Source organism: Acuticoccus sp. I52.16.1 (assembly GCF_022865125.1).
Classification (GTDB): Bacteria; Pseudomonadota; Alphaproteobacteria; order Rhizobiales; family Amorphaceae; genus Acuticoccus.
Map to the genome: position 1 here is coordinate 1810974 of NZ_CP094828.1, position 18051 is coordinate 1829024.

9 protein-coding genes are annotated in these 18051 nt (G+C 71.7%); 5 read left to right on the forward strand and 4 right to left on the reverse strand.

The window, feature by feature from the left end:
* Positions 1-10: 10 nt before the first annotated feature.
* Complete coding sequence (locus MRB58_RS08195) at positions 11-5830, reverse strand: translocation/assembly module TamB domain-containing protein (protein ID WP_244781229.1); 5820 nt, start codon at positions 5828-5830, stop codon at positions 11-13.
* A gap of 74 nt (positions 5831-5904) precedes the next feature.
* Positions 5905-7749, reverse strand: coding sequence for an autotransporter assembly complex family protein (locus MRB58_RS08200; RefSeq protein ID WP_244781230.1), 1845 nt, complete (start codon positions 7747-7749; stop codon positions 5905-5907).
* Positions 7750-8052: 303 nt separating this feature from the next.
* On the opposite strand from MRB58_RS08200, the gene MRB58_RS08205 reads away from it, so the two are divergent.
* The 3 genes from MRB58_RS08205 to MRB58_RS08215 all read left to right on the forward strand — a co-directional run bounded on the left by MRB58_RS08205 (position 8053) and on the right by MRB58_RS08215 (position 11306).
* Positions 8053-8844: a sterol desaturase family protein gene (locus tag MRB58_RS08205; RefSeq protein ID WP_244781231.1), complete on the forward strand. Its 792-nt coding sequence runs from the start codon at positions 8053-8055 to the stop codon at positions 8842-8844.
* Between the two features lie 188 nt (positions 8845-9032).
* Positions 9033-10421 carry an aspartate aminotransferase family protein gene (locus MRB58_RS08210; protein WP_244781232.1) on the forward strand — a complete coding sequence of 463 codons (1389 nt, stop codon included), beginning with the start codon at positions 9033-9035 and terminating at the stop codon, positions 10419-10421.
* 120 nt (positions 10422-10541) lie between these two features.
* Positions 10542-11306, forward strand: a complete 765-nt coding sequence (locus MRB58_RS08215) for a sulfite exporter TauE/SafE family protein (protein WP_244781233.1) — start codon at positions 10542-10544, stop codon at positions 11304-11306.
* Here MRB58_RS08215 and MRB58_RS08220 read toward each other — a convergent pair.
* Positions 11299-13995 (reverse strand): bifunctional acetate--CoA ligase family protein/GNAT family N-acetyltransferase, encoded by a 2697-nt coding sequence (locus MRB58_RS08220; RefSeq protein WP_244781234.1) that lies wholly within the window; start codon positions 13993-13995, stop codon positions 11299-11301. The two genes, MRB58_RS08215 and MRB58_RS08220, sit on opposite strands and share 8 nt — an antisense overlap.
* 156 nt (positions 13996-14151) lie before the next feature.
* On the reverse strand, positions 14152-15711 hold the full coding sequence (locus MRB58_RS08225) for a bifunctional aminoglycoside phosphotransferase/ATP-binding protein (protein WP_244781235.1): 1560 nt from the start codon (positions 15709-15711) through the stop codon (positions 14152-14154).
* A 190-nt stretch (positions 15712-15901) separates the two neighbouring features.
* On the opposite strand from MRB58_RS08225, the gene MRB58_RS08230 reads away from it, so the two are divergent.
* Positions 15902-16609 (forward strand): MotA/TolQ/ExbB proton channel family protein, encoded by a 708-nt coding sequence (locus tag MRB58_RS08230; protein ID WP_244781236.1) that lies wholly within the window; start codon positions 15902-15904, stop codon positions 16607-16609.
* Positions 16606-17964, forward strand: a complete 1359-nt coding sequence (locus tag MRB58_RS08235; RefSeq protein WP_244781237.1) for a TonB family protein — start codon at positions 16606-16608, stop codon at positions 17962-17964. The genes MRB58_RS08230 and MRB58_RS08235 overlap by 4 nt, the downstream gene beginning before the upstream one ends.
* Positions 17965-18051 lie beyond the last annotated feature (87 nt).

Genomic DNA, 18051 nt, shown 5'->3' on the forward strand with positions numbered 1-18051 from the left:
TAACCTCCCACTAATACTCGCGTTCGTAGTAGAGGCCGAGCGTCGATTCGTCCGTGAAGGTCTCCGCCCGCGCCTTTAAGCCGCGGGTGATGTCGACGTTGACGGTGATCCCGGTCGACCGCGCCCCCGCCCGCACGCCGACGTAGACGTTGTCGGCGATGTAGCGCCCGGCCTCGACGGCGGTGCCGCCGGACTCGGTGGTGACGATCTCGAGGTTGTCGAGACCGGAGAAGGCCCGCACCTGGTCGATGATCGACGGGCCGGTGCCGACGCCGGCCAGCTCGCCCACCGCGGCGGCGAGCTGGGCCAGCTGGAAGGCCGACAGATCGTCGATCGAGCGACCGAAGATGAGCTGCGACAGCACCTCGTCCTGCGGCAGGTCGGGCGTCGATTCGAAGCGCACCTGCGGGTCGTTGGCCGGCCCGTCGACGACGACGCGCACGGTCACGCTGTTGCGGCTCGTCTCGGCGATGAGGTGGATCACCGGGTCGAGGTCGCCGAACAGGGTGACGCGGCCCTCGGTCAGCTCGATGCGCTGAGTGAGGATGTTGATGCGGCCGCGGATGAGGTTGAACTCGCCGACCGGCTGGATATCGGAGATCGGCCCGGTGACGCGCACCTGCCCGCCCAGCTCGGCGTCGATGCCGCGGCCACGCACGAAGATCCGCCGCGGGGCGTTGATCGTGACGTCGAGATTGAGCCCCGAGGCACCGGTGCCGCCCTCGCCGGCGCTGCTGTTGGCGTAGGGGCCGGCCTCGGCGAAGCGCAGCGTCTCCAGGACGTCCGGCGGGGTGTAGAAGTGCGTGACCTCCATCAGCGCCGCGGTGCCCGACAGGCGCGTCGGCACGGTGATCTCGGCACGGTCGATGTCGACGTTGCCGACCACCGTCGGCCCGGCGACCAGCGGCCCGTTGATGCCGAGGTTGGCGCTCAAAGTCACGGCGACCAGCCTGCCGTCGGCGTAGCGGGCATTATCGGCGACGAAGCGCAGGTCCGCCGGGAAGCCGGCGCCGAGGCCGATGCTGCCGGTGACGGAGATGGTGCCGTCGCCAAGTGTGGCGGAGAGCTGCTGGATCACCACGCGATTGCCGTCGAGGCTGGCCGAGAGCTGGCCGTTGGCGAGCGTGAGGTTGGAGAGCGGGTCGCGCAGGCTGAAGGGGCTGGCGCGCACGCTGCCCGTCACCGACGGATTGGCCAGCGAGCCGGTGGCGCGGATGTCGGCGACGACGGTGCCCTCGAGCGTGGTAGCGCGCGCGGCGAGGAAGCGGTTGGCGAGCGACAGCGGCGCGGTGGCGTCGACCGAGACGTTGAGCCCGCCGCCCGACAGCGGCACGAAGCCCGAAGCGGTCACCGAGAGGCCGCTGCCCTCGGCGCGGGCGGAGCTGATGTCGACACCGCCGTTGGCGTAGCGGCCGGCGGCGGTGACGGTCAGTGCGCCGACGCCGGCGTCCTGCAACGGCAGTGCCGATATCCCAGTGCCCGACACGTTGAACTGCGCCGCCGGATTGGAGAGCGGCCCCGTCGCCGTCGCCGTACCGGACAGGCGCCCCGTGAGGCCGAGGTCCGAGGCGAAGCCGTTGGCGATCGCCAGCGGCAGCTGGGTCATGGTCACATCGATGTCGAGCCGCTGGCCGACGGTACCCCGCGCGGTCACCGAGCCGCCACCGAGGTTCACCGCCGCCTCGCCGAGGGTCAGCGTGGAGCCGCGGTAGGTGCCGGCGGCGCGGATCGAGCCGGAGGGCAGCCCCGCGTCGCGGATCGGCGCCGCGGAGACCTGCGGGGCGTCGATCTGGAACGTCACCTGCGGGTTGCCGGGCGAGCCCTGGGCGGTGGCACGGCCGGAGAGCGCGCCGGTGACGCCCAGCTCCGGTGCGAAGCCGTTGGCGATCGCCAGCGGAATACGCTCGAGCGTCGCCGTCAGGTCGAGCCGGTCGGGGCCGGCGCTGCCGGTCACGCTGAGCGTGCCGTCGCCGAGGCGCGCCTGCGCCGTCGACAGGGTCGCGGCACCGTCCGCGTAGCGGCCGGCAATGGTGGCGTTGATCGCGCCGGCGTCGGCGCCCTCCAGCAGCCGCGCCGTGGCGTTGCGCACCTCGATGCTGAAGTCGGCCGCCGGGTCGCTCGGTGCGCCCGTCACCTCGGCGCGACCCGATAGGGTGCCGGCGAGGCCGAGGTCGGGCACCGCGGTGTTGGCGAGCGCCAGCGGCAGGCGGTCGACGTTGATGGTCACGTCGAGCGCGTCGCCGATGGTGCCGGCGGCGGTGATCGCTCCGCCGCCCACCGTGGTCTCGAACCGGTCGAGCGTGGCGACCTTGCCGGCGTAGGAGCCGCGGGCCGTGGCGTCGAGCGGCTCGATGCCGGCGCTGCGCATCGGCGCCACGGTCGCCCGCTTCACCTCCACGCTGAATTGCGCCGACGGGTCGTCCAGCGTGCCCGTCGCGCTGACGTTGCCCGACAGGGTGCCCGACGCGTCGAGGTCGGGCGCCACCGCCTCGGCGAGTGCCAGCGGCAGGTTGATGATCTCGGCGGTGACGTCGAGCTGCTCGCCGATGGTGCCGCTGGCGGTGATGCGGCCGCCGCCGACCGTGGTCTCGAACGTCTGCAACTGGGCGGTGCCGTCGGCGAAGGTGCCGACCGCGGTGACGTTCAGCGGCTCCAGCCGCGCATCGCGCAGCGGCTTGGCGTCGGCGTCGACGACACGCACGTCGAACCGCGCGTCGGGGTCCTTCAGCGTCCCGGTCGCCGTCACCTCGCCCGACAGGGTCCCCGAGATTTCCAGCTCCGGCCGCAGCGCGTTGGCGAGCGCCAGCGGCAGCTCGCTCACCGTCGCCGTGACGTCGAGCGTGTCGCCCACCGTGCCGGACGCGCGGATCTCGCCACCGCCGACGTTGGTCTCGAACGTCTGCAATGTCGCGACGCCGTCGATGTAGGTGCCGCGCGCGGTGATCGTCAGCGGATCTATCCCGCGCTCCTTGAGAAGCGCCGCCGTGACCCCGGTCGCCTGGACGTCCGCCGTGACGTCCGGCTCGTCGCGCGTGCCGGTGACGTCGACCTTGCCGCTGACGGTGCCGCCGGTCTCGAGATCCGGGCGGATCAGGTTGGCGACGCCGAGCGGGAGGTTCTCGATGTCGGCCGTGAGCTGCAATTCCTCGCCGAGGCGGCCGGCGACCGCCACCGTGCCGTCGCCGACGGCGAGCCGCGTATCGCCGATGGTGATGACTTCGCCCTCGACCGTGACCTCGGTCGGCGCGCGCAGCTCGGTGACGAAGTCGCCCTCGGAGAGGCGCAGCGTCGCGATCCGGGCGCTGAAGCCGGTCTCTGTGCGGCTGAGCGCGCCGGTGGCCGACAGGTCGCCCGAGCCGAGGTCGGCGTCGAGCGACAGGTTCGACGTCTCGCCCTGGCGCTGCGCCGTGAGGGCGGCGGAGACGATGTCGAAGCCGGCCACCTTCAGCTCGCGCAGGTTCGCCCGCCCGTCGAGCGCCGGGATGCCGAAGACGTTGTCGACCACGAGGTCGAGGTCCGCCTCGGTGAGGGTCACCCCCGGCACGACGACGCCGCGCGCAGTTCCGTCGATCGCCGCCACCTGGTTGCCGTCGTTGACCGAGAGCGTGACGTTGGCGTCGATGCTGCCGGTCGCCGTCTGCATCGCCAGCGAGGCGAGGCGGGAGAGATCCGGGATGGAGACGTCGAGGTTGCCGGTGACGGTGCCGGCGCGCTGCAACGCCACGTCGCCCTCGAGCCTGGCGCCGGCGATCTGGGCCGTGAGGCCCTGCAGAGCGCGCGCGTCGGGGCCGCTCTCGAGGCGGGTGCGGATCGCCACCGGGCCGCCGTCCAGCGCCCCCGTCACGTCGAGCGAACCGTCGAGGTCGAAGGGGACGTCCTCGCTACGGGTGTAGGTGCCGTCGAAATTGGCGGCGAGGTTGGTGAAGGTCTGGCCCGAGAGGGTGAGCGATGTGCTGGTGATCGCCCCCTTCACCGCCGGCTTCTGCGGGTTCCCGGTGACCGAGAGGTCGGCGCTGACGTCGCCGCCGAGGTCGCTGCTGGCCCGGCCGAGGTCGGCGAGCGAGGCCTGCACCCGGAGGTTGGCTTCCTGGGTGGTGGCGCGGCCGTCGGCGTTGAGGCTGAGCTGCGGATTCTCGAGGCGGAAGGTGTCGAAGATGATGCCCGTCGCGGAGCGGGCGGCGCGGCCGCTGAGTCGCGTGCGCCCCTCCATCAGCCCGTCGACAGCCTCGATCCCCGCCGTGACGTTTGCGGCGTTACCGTCGAGCACAAGGTCGAACGTGCCGTCGAAGCCGACGTTACCGTCCGCGGCGATGTCGATCGAGCCGGAGAGGTCGCGGCCGGTGACCGCCGCGAAGGCCGAGATATCGTCGGTCGCGAGGCGCATGCGGCCGGAAACCGCGTCGAGGATGGTGCCGGCGAAGGAGGCCTTCACCGTCTCGGTCTCGAGCGAGAGGTTGCGCACAGTGACGGGCTCGCCCGCGTTCCAGGCGCCGGACGCGGCGAGGTCCAGCGCGGCCCCCAGCGCGCTGCCGACGCCCTCGCGGTCGGAGTCCATGCCGGAGGCGCCGCCGGTGACCTCGAAGGTCACGGCACGGCTCGCCGCGTCGCCGAGGTTGGCCGCGGTGCCGGACGCCTTGATGGTGGCCTGCGGCGCGGAGATCAGCGCGGTGTCGAGGTCGGTCAACGTGATCTCGGCCGAGAACGCGTCCGAGCCGCCGCCCAGCGATGCCTTGATGATGGCCGAGCGGACCGTCGAGTCGCCGCCCCCGCCCGGAAGCGCGATCGGCTCGTTGTCGCCGCGTTGCAGCTCGCCGTCGACCGAGAGCGCGGTCGGCACCCCGTCGGCGCCGACGTCGGCGGTGAAATCCAGCCGCGCCACGCCCGACTTCAGCCGGCCCTCGGCGATGGTGATCGCCCCGCTCGGCGCGCGCGTCGCGTCTATCTTCACCTCCGAGCCGCCGCCGACGAAGGGGGCGTAGAGCGGCGGCACCAGCACCGACAGGTCGCCGGAGATGTCGGCGATGAAGCGGAAGCCGGCGTCGGTATTGTCGATCGTCGTGGTGCCGGAAAGCAGCGTCTCGTCGCTCGCCACGAGCGCGATGTCGGCCTTGAACTCCGCCAGCGGGCCGTCACCCTTGATCGAGAAGGACAGCGGCGGCTTGCCCTCGATGTCGAGCGCGTTAGCGATGACGCCGTCTTCCGGCTCGGCGACCGTGAAGTCGATCGACAGGTTGCGCGACACGTTGTCGAAGCTCGCCTTGAGGTTCAGGTCGCCCGGCCGGTCGAGCCGCTCGATCGCGAGGTCGGTGTCGAGTTCACCGCCGGCCAGCGAGATGTTGCCGTCGACCGAGAGCTTGGCCGCGGGGCCGATGACGCCCTCGGCGATGTCGACCTCGGGGACCTTCAGCTCGCGCAGGATGACGGAGACCGGCAGGCTCGGCAGCTCGAACTGGTCGGCGCCCTCCTCAAGCGGCGTGTCGTTCTCCACCGGCAGCGGCTTGCGCGAGACGGTGATCTTCTCGGCTTCGAGGAGATCGACCGAGAGCCGCCCGCGCAGCAGCGCCAGGCGCGACCAGACGAGGTGCACGTTGTCGAGGCGCAGCCACACGCCCTGCCGGTCGGCGATGGTGATGTAGCCGAGGCGCACGTCGGACGACAGCGCGCCGCGCAGCGGGCCGAGCTTGATGCGGCGGTCGGGGGTGGAGATCTGCCGCTCGACGAAGCGGACGAAGCGGCCCGATTCCTCGTCCTGCGCCAGGGCGTAGCGGGTCCCGATCACGCCGGCCGAGGCGAGAACCAGCACCACGAAGGCGATCAGGAACCTCTTCATCGTCCACTCCCGTCGAGGCGCCGCATGCGTGGCCGCGCCGATTTGGTTGCCCGACCGGGCGAACGTTCCGCCGCTCAGAATGCCTGGCCGAGGCCGATGTAGAAGGCGACGTTCGGGTCGCCGTCGTACGGGTCCAGCGGCACGGCGACGTCAAAGCGCAGGGGGCCGAGGCTGGTGTAGTAGCGAAGGCCGATGCCCGCCGCCGTCTTCAGCGGCTCGTCGAAGTCCGGCAGCTCGCTGTTGAACGCGTTGCCGAAGTCGAAGAAGGGCACCACGCCGATGCTCTCGGTGACCTTCACCCGCGCCTCGACCGAGCCGACGAAGTAGCTGCGGCCGCCGTGCACCTCGTCGGTCACCGGATCGCGCGGGCCGACGCCGCGGTAGGGATAGCCGCGAATCGACCCGCCGCCGCCGGCGAAGAACAGCTTGTTCGCCGGGATTTCCTGCAACGGCGCACCGAAGATGGAGCCGACCGCCGCCCGCCCGGCGAGAACGAAGCGGTCGTCCGCGAAGCCGTAGTAGGCGCGACCCTCCAGCTGGGCGATGCCGCCGATGTTCTGGTTGTTGATCTCGTAGAACGGCTCCAGCGAGCCGATCACCTTGTACCCGCGCGTCGGATTGTATTCGTTGTTGGACCCGTCATACTCGATCGACAGCGGCAGCGAGGCGAACAGGAAGTCGCCGTCGCCGTAGTCGGTCTGGTCGATCGTGGAGGCCTCGAACGAGGCGTAGCCGGACATCGTGATCCGCGTCGTCGGCCGGTGTTGCAGGCCGAAGTTGCCGCCCAGCGTGCGCGCCCGGTAGGTGTCGGGCGAGTCCTGGTCGGCGTAGATCGTCGAGCGGAAGTCCGTGTAGGGCGTGAAGACGCCCGGTTTGATGAACGTCGCCTCGACGCGATAGTTGTACTCGGTCGGGTCCTGCGCATCGATGCCGCTGACCGAGGCGCCCAGATTCAGCTTCTCCGCCCGGCCGAAGAGGTTGCGATGGCGCCAGTAGGCCTCGGCGCCCGCACCGTCGAGCGTGGAATAGTTGACGCCGCCGCCGAACACGCGCAGCGGCCGCTCGGCGACCTCGATCCCCATGTCCAGCGTACCGTCGGGGTTGATCTCGTCCCCCTCGACGATGCGGACCGCCTTGAATACTTCGAGCCGGCGCAGCTGGTCGCGCGCGCGATCGATCCGGTCCGGGTCGAACTTCTCGCCAACCTTCAGCCCCGCATAGTAGGCGACGAAGGCGGGGTCCATCCGGCTCGTGCCGCTGACCGTCGTCGGGCCGAACACGGCCGGGCGGCCGGGCGCCACGTCGATCGCGACGTCGAGCGTGCTGTTGTCGTGGTAGGCGGAGGCGGTGCGCTCGGCGATGCGGGCCTTGGCGTAGCTGTTCTCGCGCCAGCGGCCGACCAGGGACGCCTCGCCGGCGATGATCTTGTTGGCCTCGGCCGTCCCACCCGCGACCAGGCCGAGGGTCTCCAGCGTCGGGGGCAGGCTGTCGTCGTCGGGCACGTCCGGGGGCGGATTGGTGACCTCGACGCGGCCGAAGTGGAACTCGGGGCCGGGATCGACGGTGACGTGCACCTGCGCGGTATCGCCCAGCTCGGCGTCGATCGGCATGGTCGCCGCTTCGCGCCCGTCGACCAGGATGGAGATGGTCGGCCCGTAGCGGGCCTTTTCGTACAGCGAGGCGAGGATGCGCTGGTAGTCCGACTGGGCGCGCGATATCAGCGCCGCGGCGCCGGGGCTCGGCTCGTCGCGCTCTTCCTCCAGCACCGAGGCCCGCTCGATGGCCGACTTCAGGCCGCCGTCGTTGTCCAGGACCTCGAACTCGACGGTATAGCTGACCGAGCCCTCGGGCGGCGGCTCGGGCGGCCCCTCGAAGAAGCGCATCCCGAAGATCTCGAAGGCGTCCGCCGACCCAGGCATGAGGCCGAGGGCAATCGCAAGCGCCCCCGCTCTGCAAGTCTGGCCAATCGACAAACGCACAAATTTCACCCTTCGCTCGGAGTTTTAATAGGCTTGGAACGGCCCGCCGTGACAAGCCAATGGTGGGATCTATGGGTGGCTTCGGTCAGATCTGCAGCAAATGGGCAACAGTGCGACAGACTGGACCTGGAAGAGCTTAACGTCCCCCCGGAGGCGGTTGCTGAACTGTATTGCATCCGACGGATGGCGTTATTGCTTTCGATATGAAATGTAAGGACGTTCTCTCGCGTCGGAGGTATGGCAATGGCCGCTGCCATTCTGGAGTTTCTGGGGCTTTGGGTTTTGACCTACGTCCTGGTGTTCGGGTCCTATCTGGCCTTCGGTTGGGCGTTCACCGCCTGGTCGCAGCGCCACCCGGAACGAAAAATCCAACCCAAGCGCGACGGGCAGAAGCGCCGCGCCAAGGAGATCCGTGCCTCGGCGCGCTCGCTGATCGTCACCTGCGGCTGCTTCGCCGGGGGGCTCTTCTGCATGCTCAACGGGTGGACGCTGTTCGAGCCGTGGGCGCTCACCTGGTGGTCCGCGCCGCTGATGTTCGGCGCCTCGGTGATCCTCTTCGACGGATGGTTCTACCTCGTCCACCGCCTCGGCCACACCGGACCGTTCATGAAGTACCATGTGCTGCACCACCAGTCGGTGGCGCCGACCGTGTGGTCGAACTACTCCGACACCTTCTTCGACGCGTTCACCCAACAGGGCTACTTCCTGATCGTGCCGCTGATCGTGCCGTTCGGTTGGCCGATCCTCGTCGCCCACCGCATCTTCGACCACTTCAACGGCATGATCGGCCACTCGGGGTTCGAGTTCGCGGCGGGGCCGTCGTCGCGCACGCCCTGGCCGTTGGCGTCGGTGACGTTCCACGACATGCATCACTCGACGTTCAACTATAACTACGCCAACCATTTTTCCTTCTGGGACCGGGTGTTCGGCACGATCCATCCGGAGTACGATCACCGCTGCGCCGCGATGGAAGAGCAAATCGCCACGTCCGGAAAGTCGGACGGTGGCGCGAAGACCCCGCTGCCGACCTCCTGAACGACGCCGCCCGCGCCCTGCAAGGCGCATCCTCGACCCTGCCTGTCGGCCTCGCCCGGCACGCCACCGCCGGGGCGCCCGGCCACGACGTGCTTCGACGCGACACGCGAATCCGCCGCGGGGGCCGACTGGCCCTCGTCGTGCAACGCCCCTTCGACCACCGCCCGCCGAGCCGCACGGACCCCGCCATGAACATCCCGCTCAACCCCAACGACATCAGCCACGTGATCGAGGCCGACAAGGCCAACGTGTGGCACCACCTGACGCAGCACGCCGCGTTCGAGACGGTGGACCCGAAGATCATCGTCGAGGGCAAGGGCCTCTCGGTCTGGGACGCGACCGGTCGCGAGATGATCGACGCGGTGTCGGGCGGGGTTTGGACGGTCAACGTCGGCTACGGCCGGGCGCGGATCGCCGACGCGGTGCGCGACCAGATCATGAAAATGAACTTCTTCGCCGCGGCGGCCGGGTCGGTCCCCGCCGCGCTCTTCGCCGAGAAGCTGATCGAGAAAATGCCCGGCATGAGCCGCGTCTACTTCTCGAACTCCGGCTCGGAGGCGAACGAGAAGGCCTACAAGATCATCCGCCAGATCGCCCACAAGCGCTACGGCGGCGAGAAGCACAAGATCCTGTTCCGCGAGCGCGACTACCACGGCACCACCATCGCCGCCCTCGCCTCGGGCGGGCAACCGGAGCGCGCGGCGCATTACGGCCCCTTCCCGCCGGGCTTCGTGCAAGTGCCGCACTGCCTGGAATATCGCAGCCAGTGGGGCGCGGTCGCCGACTACGGCGTGCGCGCCGCCAAGGAGATCGAGCGCGTCATCCTGGAGGAAGGGCCCGACACCGTCGGCGGCATCGTGCTGGAGCCGATCACGGCGGGCGGCGGCGTCATCGTCCCGCCGGAGGGCTACTGGGAGACCGTGCAGGAGATCTGCGCCAAGTACGACGTGCTCCTGCATATCGACGAAGTGGTCTGCGGCCTCGGCCGCACCGGCGAGTGGTTTGGTTACCAGAATTACGGCATCAAGCCGGACCTCGTCACCATGGCCAAGGGCGTGGCCTCCGGTTACGCGGCGATCTCCTGCACGGTGACGACCGAGCGCGTCTTCGACCTCTTCAAGGACGACCCGGCCGACCCGCTCGGCTATTTCCGCGACATCTCCACCTTCGGCGGCTGCACCGCCGGCCCCGCGGCGGCGCTGGAGAACATGGCCATCATCGAGGAGGAGAACCTCCTCGACAACACGCTGGTGCGCGGCGCCCAGCTCGGCGAGGCGCTCAAGGCCCTCGAGGCGCGGCACGCCATCGTCGGCGACGTGCGCGGCAAGGGTCTCTTCTGGGGTGTCGAGCTGGTGGCCGACCGCACCACCAAGGAACCGCTGGGCGAGAAGCTGGTGGCCGCCGTCGTCGCGGCGACCGGCAAGCGCGGCGTCATCATCGGCATGACCAACCGCTCGCTGCCGGGCCTCAACAACACGCTGTGCATCGCCCCGGCGCTAATCGCGACCGAGGCGGAGATCGCCGCCATCGCCGCCGCGATCGACGGAGCCATCGGCGAGGTCGCCGCCACCATCTGACGCCGGCGCACCGACGCCGCCGGGCCGCCCGCCTTCTGCCGGCGGCCCGCCTTCGCACGCGCGACGCCCCGGCCGGCGGTCGGCCGGGCTTCGTCGCGGTGCCACGCCCGAGAGGCTGTCTTGAGTGCAATCTTCGCGGCTCTGCCGGAGCCGCACGTCCTCCTCGTCCTGTGCGGCGCGGTGCTGCTGGCTGCCTTCCTGCGCGGCCTGACCGGCTTCGGCTTCGCGCTGGCGGCGGTGCCGCTGTTGTCGCTCGTGATCGCCCCGGCCCAGGCCGTCACCATGGCCATGCTGCTCCAGCTGATGGTCGGCCTGCGCGACGTCGTCGCCCTGCACACCATCCTCGACCGCCCGTCCCTCGCCCGCCTGTCGCTCGGCGCGGTGGTCGGCACCCCGTTCGGCGTGGCGCTGCTGGTGGTGCTGGAGCCGGCGGTGATGCGCCTCGCGATCGCCGCGCTCGTCATCGTCGGCCTCGTCTTCCTGCTGCGGGCGCCCAAGGTGGCGAGCGCCGACCGCCTCGCGCTGGCGATCCCCACCGGGCTCGTCGCCGGGCTGTTCGCGGGGCTTGCGGCGATGCCCGGCCCGCCCGCCGTCGCCTACTATCTCGGCACCGACAGGCCGGCCCACGTGACCCGCGCATCGCTGATGGTGTTCTTCTTCGTCACCTCGCTGATCGCGGTGCCGCTGCTCGCGGTCAACGGCGAGGTGGACTTCGCCATCGCCGGCGCCAGCCTGATCGCCTTCCCGGTATTCCTCCTGGGAACCGCCCTGGGCACACGCCTCTTCGCCCGCACCAGCGAGACCGGCTACCGCAAACTCGCCATCGGCGTGCTCGGCGTCATGGCGCTGGCGGCGGGCGCGCGCGGGCTCGCCGGCCTCATCTAGGCGTCTGCGCGGCGGCCCACTTCAGCGGCTTCAGCCGGGCGCGGCGCACGGTCATGTCCTCCGGGTCGGCCGTGTCGACGAAGCCCAGCTCGCGTACGAAGTCGAGCATCGACCGGTTGGAGGCGAGGACGTCGCCGTACATGTCCTCGATCCCCTCGTAGGCGGCGTACTCGATCAGCCGCACCATCAACGCACGGCCGATGCCCTGCCCCTTCAGATCGCTGCGCACGAGGACGGCGAACTCGGCGGTGCGGTAGTCCGCGTCGGCCGCGAAACGCGAGACGCCGAGCATCGTGCCGTCGGTGTCGAGGGCGAGGAAGGCCATGGCGCGGGCATAGTCGATCTGCGTCAGCCGCGCGATCTCCTCGTGCGAGAGCTGCGAGAAGAGACGGAAGAAGCGGCGGCGGATATCCTCCTTGGAGACCTTGGCGAGGAAGTCGGGGTAGAGCGCTTCGTCCTCCGGGCGGATCGGGCGGATCTGCACGTCGCCGTAGGGCGTCGCCTCCGGCTTGTCCCAGGCCGAGGGATAGGGGCGGATCGCGAGGCGCGGATTGCCGCCCGGCGCCACCGCCGCAGCCGGCGCGACGCGGATCCGCGCATCCACCGCGACCACGCCCTGCTCGTCGGCGAGGAGCGGGTTGATGTCCAGCTCGCGGATCTGCGGCATGTCGGCGACGAGCTGCGACAGGTGGACGAGTGCCAGCGCGATGGCGGTCCGGTCGGCCGGCGCCTTGTCGCGGTAGCCCTTGAGGAGCTTGCCGATGCGGGTACGGTCGATCATGTCCTCGGCCAGCAATAGGTCGAGCGGCGGTAGGGCGAGCGCCTTGTCCTTGACCACCTCGACCGCCGTGCCGCCGGCGCCGAACAGCATCACCGGGCCGAAGGTGGCGTCGTCGGAGATGCCCAGCAGCAGCTCGTGCGCATGCGGCTTCTTGATCATCGGCTGGACCACGACGCCGTCGATGTGCGCGTCCGGCCGGCGCTGGCGCACGCGCTCCAGCATCGCCTCGGCCGCCACGCGCACCGCGTCGGCACCGGCGAGGTTGAGCTGCACTCCGCCGACGTCGGACTTGTGGGTGATGTCGCGGGACAGGATCTTGATGGCCAGCAGCGGATGGTCGGCGAACTGCTCGGCGATCTGCGCCGCCTCGTCCGGCGTGCGGGCGATGCGGGTGTCGTTGGTGGGGACCCCGTAGGCCGCCAGCACCGTCTTCGCCTCGACCTCGGAGAGGATCTCGCGCCCTTCGGCGATCGCCCCCTCGATCGTGAAGCGCGCCAGCTCGCGGTCCGGCTCGGGGCCGGGCGGCAGGCTGGCGGGCGTACGCATGAGCTGGATCTGCGACTTGCGGTGCCGCACCAGGGTGTCGAACGCGTCGATGGCCTGGCGCGGCGTCGCGTGGGTGGCGACGCCCGCCCGCTCCAGGACCTGCGACGCGGCGGCCGCCGAGGCGCCGCCCAGCCAGGTGGCCAGCACCGGCTTGCCCCTGGGGTTGGCCCGGCCGATCGTCTCGACGACGGCCTCCGCCGCCTCCGACGACGAGGCGAGCCCCGTCGGGCAGTTGAGCACGAGGACCGCATCGGCCTCCGGTTCGGCGAGCACCGCCTCCATCGCGGCCTCCCATCGCTCGGGGCCGGCGTCGCCGATGATGTCGACCGGGTTGCCGCGCGACCAGGTGGCCGGCAGCGCCTGGTCGAGGCGTGCCATCGTCTCGGCCGAGAGATCCGCCATGCGTCCGGCGGTGCCCGCCAGCGCATCCACCGCCAATACGCCCGCGCCGCCGCCGTTGGTGACGATCGCCAGCCGGTCGCCCTTCAGCGGGCGGTGCCGGGCGAGCGCCTCGGCGGCGTCGAACAGCTCCTGCAAATCGTCGACCCTGAGGACGCCGGCGCGCGCGAACGCCGCCTCGTAGACGTCGTCGCTCCCCGCCAGCGCCCCGGTGTGCGACGCCGCCGCCTTCGACGCCGATTCCGAGCGCCCCGCCTTGATGACGATCACCGGCTTGGCGCGGGCCGCCGAGCGGGCGGCCGACATGAACTTCTTCGCGTTGGTGACGCCTTCGAGGTACATCAGGATCGCGCGCGTCTGCCGGTCGCCGGCGAGCTGGTCCAGCATGTCGCCGGTGTCGATGTCGGCCATGTCGCCCAGCGACGCCACGGTCGAGAAGCCGACGCCGCGCGCTTCCGCCCAGTCGAGCATCGCGGTGATGATGGCACCGGACTGCGACAGCAGCGCGATCTGCCCGCGGCCGGCGGTGAGGTGGGCGAAGGATGCGTCGAGCCCCATGTGCGGCACCTGCAGGCCGACGCAGTTGGGGCCGAGGATGCGCAGCGTGAAGGGCTTGGCAGCGTCCAGCATCCGCTGGCGCAGGTCGCCGGTGACGCCGGCGGTGATGACGACCGCGGCCCGCGCCCCGGCCTCGCCGAGTTGGCGGACGACGTCCGGCACCGCCGCCGCCGGCGCGACGACGACGCCGAGGTCCGGCGCGAACGGCAGTTCGGCGACGCTCGGGTAGCAGGGCTGGTCGCCGATGGCCTTGTACTTCGGGTTGACGAGGCCGATCGTGCCGCGGAATCCCGCCCCGGCGAGGCGGCGCAGGACGACCCCGCCCAGCGACCCCCGCCGGTTGCTGGCGCCGACCAACGCCACGCTGCGCGGCTCCAGCAAGAACTCGAGATTGCGTACGGTCATCGTCAGCTCCTTGCGACGGGACGCGAACCCCGTGGAACGCCCCGATCATACGGGTCCGTCGGCGCGGCCGGCCCGGCACGCGCCGGCGGTTCGATCCGTTCGGCGCCGAGCCCTAGACGGCCCGCGACACCGCCGCATTGATACCCGTCAACACGCTCACCGGCCATCGGCAGGGCGTCCGTGCAGCACCGCAGCGGCAGTCGCGGCGACGGTCTCCGGCGCGCCGGCGGCGTCGACCTCGACCCAGTCGACGGCGCCGAGGGGGTGGGCGAGCTGGGCTTCCAGCACCGCGGCGTCGGCGTCGGACGCATCGCCCACGCGGGCGGCGATCCGCGCCCGCAGGACATCGGCCGGTGCGGTCAACCACAGCCCGGTGAAGGGCACGCCGGCCGCGGCGGCGACTGCGGCCGCCCGGGCGCGCATCGCCGGATCGGCGAAGGTGGCGTCGAGGATGACCGGGGCCCCGGCCCGCAGCGCGCGACCCGCGTCGAGCGCCATGCGGCGGTAGACGGCCGCGTTCGCCGTGGCGGTATAGGCCTCGCGCCCCAGCGGCACCTCGGGGGCGACGCCGGCGAGGCGCTTGCGTACCGAGTCGGACCGGATCACCACGGCCGCCGCCCCCGGCGACAGCGCCCGGGCGACCGTGGACTTGCCCGTCCCCGACAGACCGCCGACCGCGATCACCCGTGGCGCCGGGCGAGCCTCCAGGTAGCGGCGGGCGAGCGCGGCCATCGCCGCCGCGTCGCGTCCTTTGGCCAGCCGTGTCAGCGCCCGCACCATCGCCCGCTGCGACAGGAAGAGCGGCAGCAGCGCCAGCCCCGAATAGTCCCGCGTCGCCTCCATGTAGCGCGACAGGAAGCGCCAGGAGTGGTCCGCGAGGCCCCGCGCGTCGAGGTCGACCAGCACGAAGGCCATGTCGTACAGCACGTCGATCCGGGCGATCTCCTCGGAGAACTCGATCGCGTCGAACGCCGTCGGCCGGCCCTGCCAGAGGCAGAGGTTGGAGAGGTGGAGGTCGCCGTGGCAGCGCCGCACGAAGCCGTGCCGGGCCCGCCGGTCGAGGAGGGGGCGGCACGCGGCGAGTGCCGCCTCCGCCGCACGCGCCCAGGCCGCCACGTCGTCCAGCGCCGCGGACCCGGCCGCGCCGCTCGCCGCCCCGGCGGCCTGCGACGCGCGCAGGCCCTTGGCGACGTCCCGCTCGAGCTGGGCCGTGCGTGCGGCGACCGGATCGGCGCCGGGCTGCCACACGACCGGCGCGGCGCGGTGCAGCGCGGCGACCGCGTCGGCCGTGGCGTCGACGACGGCAGGCGTCAACGCGCCGTGGTCGGCCATCACGTCGAGCTGCTCGTCCGCCGCGAAGCGCCGCATGTCGACCAGCCACTCGACCACCGCGCCCGCACCACCGACGGCGAGCCCGCCCGCGGTGCGCGTCACCGGTACGACGCCGCGGTAGAGGTCCGGGGCGAACCGGCGATTGACCTCGACCTCCTTGCGGCAGAACCCCTCGCGCTTCTCCAGCGTGGAATAGTCGACCACGGACCAGTCGACCCGCTTCTTCAGCTTCAGCACTCGCGCGCCGGCCAGGAAGAGGTGCGACAGATGCGTCTCGACGTGCTGCGGCGTCGCGCCGGCGTGCGCGGCGGGGCTGGCCAGAAACCGAACGATCTCGGCCTCGCCGATGTCCGGCGCCCCGTTGTCGTTGGCGCTCACAGGCATGGTCGCCCCTCGCTTCGCCCAGAACCGTACGCTACAGCGACGCCGACCCGCCCGTGACATCTGCACGCATCGCCGCACGTCATCGAATGCGAACTTCACACCGATGTGACATATGGGTCCAGCGGCGGGGCGGCACAGGCCCCGTGCATCGTTGGCGGTCCCGCCCGCGGGAGGCTGATCTGGGGAGGCCATGGAGCGGATAACGGACACTTTGTCCGCGGTGGAGTTCAACTCGGTCGCCGGCCTCCTGGAGCTGGGTGGGCCGGTCGTCCTGCTCCTGCTGGCGCTGTCGGTGGTGGTGCTGACGATCGCGGTGGGCAAGCTGGCCGGCTTCCTGCTGGCGGGCGTCGGCCGGCACCGGCATGCACGGGAGGCGGTGCGGCTCTATCATGCCGGCGACCTTCGTGCCGCGCGCCGGCGCACCGCGGCCGGGCCGGTGAGCGCCATCGTCGTCGGCTACGCCATCGAGGCGGCCGGTGCGATGACCCCGTGCGCTGCGCGCGACGCGGCCGAGAAGGTCGCGTTGTTGCAGCTCCACCGGTTGCGGCGCGGCATCGGCCTGCTCGACGTGATCGCCCAGATTGCCCCGCTGCTCGGCCTGTTCGGCACCGTGCTGGGCATGATCGAGGCGTTCCGCGCGCTTGAGGGCAGCGGCGCGGCGGTCGACCCGTCGGTCCTCGCCGGCGGCATCTGGGTGGCGCTCTTGACGACGGCGGTGGGCCTCGCCGTGGCGATGCCGGCATCGGTGCTGACGGCCTGGTTCGAGGCGCGCATCGCCAACGAAGAGGTCGCGCTCGAGAACCTCCTCAGCGGGGTCTTCTCCGGCGCGCCGCTGCCCGCGCCCCGCCCGGCCGCCGCCACCGCCGCGCGCCACCGGACCCACCGTCCGCGCCCATGAACCGCAGCCGCCGCGCGCCCTCCCTGTCGATCCTCGATGCCGGCGGCCTGCGCCCGGGTCCCTCGCGCCGGATGCGGTCGGGGCTGGCTTGGGGGGCGGCGCTGCTGGTCGCGGTCCTCGTCCACCTCGCCGTCCTGGTGGATTTGAAGGAGGAGACCGAGCCGGTCGAGACACCGCAGCCGCAGCGCATGCCCATCGTCGTCTCGCAGCAGAGCGCGGAGGCGCTGCTGGGCGCGACCCGGTCAGAGCCCGAACCCGCCGGCGAGGACGGCGCACCCGAGAGCGAGGCGCCGCAGGCACCCGACCCGCAGGAGGGCGACCCTGCCACGGGAACGCCGCTGCCCAACCAGCAGCCCGCCCCGGCACCGCCTCTCGAGGCGGAGCAGCAGGACGCACCGCCCGCGCCGGAGGAGTTCGACGTACCGGACCGCGACGCGGTGTTCGATTCGCTGCTGGACGGCACCGAATCGAACCCCGCTTCGGTCGACCGGGACGAAGCCCCCGCCCCCGCCGAACCGACCGACACGCCCAGCGACACGCCGGACGAAGCGCCGGCCGAGCCGCCCAACGCCGCCGAGGCGGCCGCCACGCCGAGCCGCGTCGACGATGCCCCGGCAGCGGACGCCGCCGCGCCCGCAGGCCCCGAGGGCACCGACCCCGGCGGCAGCCCGACCGAGACGCCCGGCACCCCTGCCCCGGCCCAGCCCTCCCTGGCGCTGCCGGATATCTCGTCTGCGTTCGAGGTGGTCAGTGGCGCCAACAGCGACCTCGCCGCCGCGCTTCCCGACGTCGCCAGCCAGGAGGAGCGCGAGGCCGACCCCGAGGCGGTCGCCGGCACCGCGTCGACGGGCGGCCCGACCGAGCGCCCGGCCGACGCCTTCTACCCCTTCCCGCTCGACCGCCCCGCCGCGGGTGAGCGCGCGCCGACCTTTTCCGCCGCCGACGCCGCCGCGCTGGAGCGCGTGCCGGTACCGCCGGCCAACCCCGCCCCGCCGGACCGACGCGCCGCGGCGACGCCCAAGGCGACCGCAGCGCCCCGCGCGCCGCAGCAGGCGGCCGCCGCGGCCAACGAGAGCGAAGGCGCCCAGGCCTCCTACGCGCGCGCGGTCCGGGCGATCGTCGGGCGGGCATTCTTCACCGCCGCCCAGCTCGGACAGGTCGGTGCGGGGACGGCGGTCGTCACGGTCACCATCTCGCGCGACGGGCGGGTGCTGAACGCGGAATTGAGCCAACCCTCCGGCAACCCGGCGCTCGACCAGGCGGTGCTCGCCGCCGCCTACAACGAGTTCCCCAACTTCCCGGCCGACGTCGGCGAAGGCTCGCTCTCCTTCTCGGTGCCGATCCGCGTGCGGTGAGGGCGCAAATCAGCGCCTAAGTGATTGGTTAAGGGCGCCGGCAACTCTATGCTGCGCCGAAGCACCGTGCCGCCGAACGTGCACGGA

Excerpts from the sequence above, each read along its gene's own strand:
- MRB58_RS08205 (WP_244781231.1), top strand. The coding sequence starts at position 8,053 with ATGGCCGCTGCCATTCTGGAGTTTCTGGGGCTTTGGGTTTTGACCTAC.
- MRB58_RS08235 (WP_244781237.1), top strand. The coding sequence starts at position 16,606 with ATGAACCGCAGCCGCCGCGCGCCCTCCCTGTCGATCCTCGATGCCGGC.
- MRB58_RS08210 (WP_244781232.1), top strand. The coding sequence starts at position 9,033 with ATGAACATCCCGCTCAACCCCAACGACATCAGCCACGTGATCGAGGCC.
- MRB58_RS08200 (WP_244781230.1), bottom strand. The coding sequence starts at position 7,749 with ATGCCTGGGTCGGCGGACGCCTTCGAGATCTTCGGGATGCGCTTCTTC.
- MRB58_RS08225 (WP_244781235.1), bottom strand. The coding sequence starts at position 15,711 with ATGCCTGTGAGCGCCAACGACAACGGGGCGCCGGACATCGGCGAGGCC.
- MRB58_RS08230 (WP_244781236.1), top strand. The coding sequence starts at position 15,902 with ATGGAGCGGATAACGGACACTTTGTCCGCGGTGGAGTTCAACTCGGTC.
- MRB58_RS08195 (WP_244781229.1), bottom strand. The coding sequence starts at position 5,830 with ATGAAGAGGTTCCTGATCGCCTTCGTGGTGCTGGTTCTCGCCTCGGCC.
- MRB58_RS08220 (WP_244781234.1), bottom strand. The coding sequence starts at position 13,995 with ATGACCGTACGCAATCTCGAGTTCTTGCTGGAGCCGCGCAGCGTGGCG.